We start from the raw sequence: 5,359 nt of genomic DNA, 5'->3' as shown, positions 1-5,359 counted from the left end.
GCTTGATTTTGACGGCGGCTAAAGCCGCACGGGTCGCTTTTCATCCCTGCTTTAAAAGGTCAGGGCTTTCAAGCTCCCGATTCATGCGGTAATGCTTGGCTGGGCAAACCAAGACATGAGGCAAGTGTTTTTTTATGGTTTTTGCATCCCTATTTGGTTATATAAATATAAACGAAAAATAAAGACTTGATACTATTTGCATAAAAAAGCTATAGCAATTTCCCCTGCACTTCGTTTTTTTCGCTGCTGGCAACCCACTTGCGATCTTGGTGAAATCTGGAAAATTCCTATTAAAGTGGCTCCCTATAACCCCCCCACGGCAGAAGTGGGGGCATTTTCTGGTTAAAGATTGACCGTAGGAACCAGTGCTTTTTTGCTAAAAACCAACCCATAAAATATCCATTTTTCAATTCTTGTATTCCCTAAATTTAATAGATTCAATTTCAAAAAAATATTGTTCAATCATAAAATTTTCCAGTCTGACTGCAAAACATCAATTGCAGAAAAACAAATTGATTCGCAACCAGATCGCCAGCGATCGCAGAGCCAGGAAAGCCGCCAAGGTGACGGCTTGTAGTTGCGATGGCCGGTTCGGATTATCCGTTTGCTAGAGATTGGCTGCGGTATTTTTATAACATATTACATATACAATAGTAAATACTCGCATTTTTGTAAATAAATGTAAACAACCGGTTAGAAGTAGCCACACCATTGTGTAGGATATGGATATTTGAGAGCATAAAAGATGGCTTTCTTGCCCTGAGCCTGTCGAGGGGCCCGATAAAAAACCAGTCATTGTCCATAGATACTTGGTAGGGGAGAACCAAGAACCCCTACCAAGCGGGACCCTTCCGCCCCGCTAGGCCAGTCATTCTCCCTTTACAAAAAAATTCATTCTCGGCGCAGCGTCTAAGGAGTCAACCTGCATGTTCACATACGTCAAGTCCACCATTCGCCATATTGAACCTGACAATTTGGCCGGTCGTTCTCTCATCCGGGTGGTCTATGTCGTTCTCGAACCTCAGTATCAAAGCGCACTATCCGAAGCCGTACGCTCCATCAACAAAAACCATCCCCACGTGGCAGTGGAAGTTTCCGGCTATCTCATTGAAGAACTTCGCGATAGCGACAACTACGAGGAATTCAAGAACGAAGTTGCCAAAGCCAACATTTTCATCGGTTCTCTGATTTTCATCGAGGACCTAGCCGATAAAGTCGTCGAAGCGGTATCCCCCCATCGGGAGAGCTTGGATGCGGCAGTCGTGTTCCCTTCCATGCCGCAAGTGATGCGCCTCAACAAACTAGGCAGCTTTTCCATGGCGCAGTTGGGGCAAAGCAAAAGCGCGATCGCGCAATTCATGCGCAAGCGCAAAAACCAATCCGGTTCCTCATTCCAAGACGGAATGCTGAAGCTGTTGCAAACCCTGCCCAAAGTCCTAAAATACCTCCCCATGGACAAAGCGCAGGACGCCCGCAACTTCATGCTCAGCTTCCAATATTGGCTGGGAGGGTCGCCAGACAATCTGGAAAACTTCCTGCTAATGCTAGCGGATAAATACGTAAACAAAACCGAGCTACCAGAAAACTATAAATATCAAGAACCCGTTGTTTACCCCGATATGGGCATTTGGCATCCTCTAGCCCCGAAAATGTTTGAGGATGTCAGCGAATATTTACAGTGGCATAACAGTCGCGACGATATTTCCGACGAACTGAAAGACCCCCTAGCCCCCTGCATTGGCTTGGTGTTGCAGCGGACTCACCTAGTAACCGGCGATGACGCCCACTACGTAGCGGTGGTCCAGGAAATCGAAGCCATGGGCGGTCGCGTAATTCCCATTTTTGCCGGTGGATTGGACTTTTCCAAGCCAGTGGATGCCTATTTCTGGAATCCCTATCAGAAAGAAGGCCATCAAAATCCCTTAGTGGACGTGGTCGTATCGCTAACCGGATTCGCCCTAGTAGGCGGTCCGGCGCGGCAAGACCATCCCAAAGCAATTGAGTCCTTGAAACGCCTGGGTCGTCCTTACATGGTGTCGCTGCCTTTGGTGTTCCAAACCACCGAAGAATGGGAAGAAAGCGATTTGGGCTTGCATCCGGTACAGGTAGCGCTGCAAATTGCCATTCCGGAACTCGACGGTGCCATCGAACCGATTATTTTGTCGGGTCGCGATGGTGCCACCGGTCGGGCTATTGCATTGCAAGACCGGGTAGAAGCAGTTGCCCATCGGGCGTTGAAATGGGCCAACCTGCGCAGCAAACCCAAAGTAGATAAGAAAATTGCCATTACCATCTTCAGCTTCCCGCCAGATAAAGGCAACGTCGGTTCGGCGGCGTACCTAGACGTGTTTGCCTCCATTTACGAAGTGATGAAGGCGCTGAAGAACAACGGCTACGATATCGAAAATTTCCCCGAATCGTCGGAAGACTTGATGCAGCAAGTGCTGCACGATTTCACAGCCCAGTACGCCAGTCCCGAACTCAATGTTGCCTATCGCATGCCGGTTCGGGAGTACGAAGCGCTCACCCCCTATTCAGAACGCCTGCACGAAAACTGGGGACCGCCACCAGGAGAACTGAATACCGACGGCGAAAACCTGCTGATCTACGGAAAAGAGTTCGGCAATCTCTTCATCGGCGTGCAACCGACATTTGGCTACGAAGGCGACCCCATGCGGTTGCTGTTTAGCCGTTCTGCCAGTCCCCACCATGGTTTTGCTGCCTACTATACGTTCTTAGAAAAAGTTTGGGGGGCTGATGCGGTGCTGCACTTTGGCACCCACGGTTCGCTGGAGTTCATGCCTGGCAAACAAATGGGCATGTCTGGGTCTTGCTATCCAGACAATCTCATTGGCAACATTCCCAACATCTATTACTACGCAGCCAACAATCCTTCCGAGGCGACCATTGCCAAGCGGCGCAGCTATGCGGAGACAATTTCTTATCTGACGCCACCGGCAGAGAATGCAGGTTTGTACAAAGGCTTGCAAGAGTTGGAAGAACTGATTGGTTCTTATCAAAATCTCAAAGAAAGCGGTCGCCGGATTCAGATTGTGAATACAATTGTGGAAAAATGCCGGTTGGTGAATTTGGAACAGGATGTTCCCCTGCCGGAAAAAGATGCTTCCGAGATGGAAGTGGAAGAATGCGATCGCTTTATTGGCAAAGTCTACAGCAAATTGATGGAGATTTCCTCCCGGTTGCTGCCCTGTGGCTTGCACGTGGTAGGCAAACCACCAACATCGGAAGAAGCCATTGCCACGTTGGTAAGCATTGCCAGCTTGGATCGTGAAGAAGAGGGCATCAAGTCCTTGCCGCGCGCCATTGCAGAAAGCATCAACCGCGACATTGACGACATCTACCGCAACAACAACCTGGGCGTTTTGGAAGATGTGCAGTTGCTGCAAGACATCACCGAAGCGACCCGGCAAGCGGTCACGGCTTTGGTCCGACAGCAAGAAGACGCCGACGGTCGGATTTCCCAGGTCACCAAGCTGAATTTCTTCAACATGCGCAAGCGCAATCCTTGGATGGAAGCGCTCATTGACGCTGGTTTCTGCAATGTGGACCCAGAAGAAACCAAACCCCTGTTTGAATATCTAGAATACTGTCTGGAACAGATTTGTGCGGATAACGAACTGGGTTCGCTGCTGCGGGCGTTGGAAGGAGAGTACATTCTCCCCGGACCTGGTGGCGATCCCATCCGCAATCCCAACGTACTGCCCACCGGCAAGAACATGCACGCCTTGGATCCCCAAGGTATTCCTACTTCTGCCGCTGTGAAGTCGGCAAAAGTGGTCGTAGATGGATTGCTGGACCGCTACCGTGCAGAAAACGACGGTCAGCTACCGGAAACCATCTCCTTCATGCTTTGGGGAACCGACAACATCAAGACCTACGGCGAATCCCTCGCCCAGGTAATGTGGATGATTGGTGTCAAGCCAGTACCCGATTCCTTGGGTCGGATTAACAAGTTGGATTTGATTCCTCTAGAAGAGTTGGGTCGCCCGCGCGTAGACGTGGTGATTAACTGTTCCGGCGTGTTCCGCGATTTGTTTATCAATCAAATGGCGCTGCTGGATCGGGCAGTGAAAATTGCTGCTGAAGCTGACGAACCCGAAGAATGGAACTTCGTGCGCAAGCATGCTCTGCAACAAGCAGAAGAGTTGGGCGTGAATGTGCGCGAGGCGGCAACGCGGGTATTCTCCAATGCTTCCGGTTCCTACGCTGCCAACGTCAACCTAGCGGTGGAAAACAGCAGTTGGGAAGACGAGTCGGAGTTGCAGGAAATGTATCTCAAGCGCAAGTCGTTTGCGTTTGACTCCGACAATCCGGGCATGATGAAGGAAAACCGCGAGTTGTTTGAATCGAGCTTGAAAACGGCGGATGCGACCTTCCAAAACCTGGATTCTTCGGAAATCAGCTTGACGGATGTTTCCCACTATTTCGATTCCGATCCGACGAAGGTGGTTTCTTCGCTGCGCGGTGGCAAGCAACCGTCGGCTTACATGGCGGATACCACCACAGCCAACGCACAAGTGCGTACCCTATCGGAAACGGTGCGTTTGGATACCCGTACCAAGTTGCTGAATCCTAAGTGGTATGAGGGGATGCTATCTCACGGTTACGAAGGTGTTCGGGAGCTTTCCAAGCGCCTGGTGAATACCATGGGTTGGTCTGCAACTGGCAATGCTGTGGATAACTGGGTGTACGAAGAAGCCAACGAGACCTTCATTAAAGACGAACAGATGCGGGAGCGTTTGATGAATATGAATCCCAATTCGTTCCGCCGCATGGTGACGACGTTGTTGGAAGCCAACGGTCGCGGCTACTGGGATACCAGCGAGTCGAATTTGGAAATGTTGCGGGAGCTGTACCAAGAGGTAGAAGATAAGATCGAAGGTATCGAGTAAGTTGCTTTCGAGCGTAATTTGATATAGCTCTCACTAGGGAAAGGTTGGGAAGGACAGATTTCCTCCTTTCCCTATTTTTTTGATGATTTTTTGGGCAAAAATTGCGATCGCTCCCTTCGGTAAGTTGAGGGCAAGTTTTTCCTGAATCCGTATCATACAGAACTTGCCGTTTGATTGCTATAGTTCGATCGGGGGATAGCTTGGCTTTCCCAATTGCTCCCAGCGTTCCGAAAAGCGATCGCTTTTTTGTATTTATATAAAAGAGCGATCGCTTCATACCAAATCCGTACTGCGAAGACCCGATAATCCCCCAGGCTAAGGCGAAAACTTCTTGTGGTTTTCCCCTCCTCCCCCTCCTCCCCCTCCTCCCACTCCTCCCACTCCTCCCACTCCTCCCACTCCTCCCACTCCTCCCACTCCTCTATCTCAAATGTGATTTATACACA

At 50.0% G+C, this 5,359-nt stretch carries 1 protein-coding gene; it reads left to right on the top strand.

The window, feature by feature from the left end:
• Positions 1–926: 926 nt before the first annotated feature.
• The gene (locus AS151_RS16820) at positions 927–4,913 is read left to right on the top strand and encodes a magnesium chelatase subunit H (protein ID WP_071518226.1); all 3,987 of its coding nucleotides are present in this window, start codon (positions 927–929) and stop codon (positions 4,911–4,913) included.
• The last annotated feature ends 446 nt before the right edge of the window (positions 4,914–5,359 follow it).

Origin of the sequence: Geitlerinema sp. PCC 9228 (genome assembly GCF_001870905.1) — a bacterium.
In the GTDB taxonomy this organism is placed as follows: Bacteria; Cyanobacteriota; Cyanobacteriia; order Cyanobacteriales; family PCC-9228; genus PCC-9228.
Note: the sequence above shows the minus strand (reverse complement) of the source record. Positions and strands in the feature narration are given on the sequence as shown.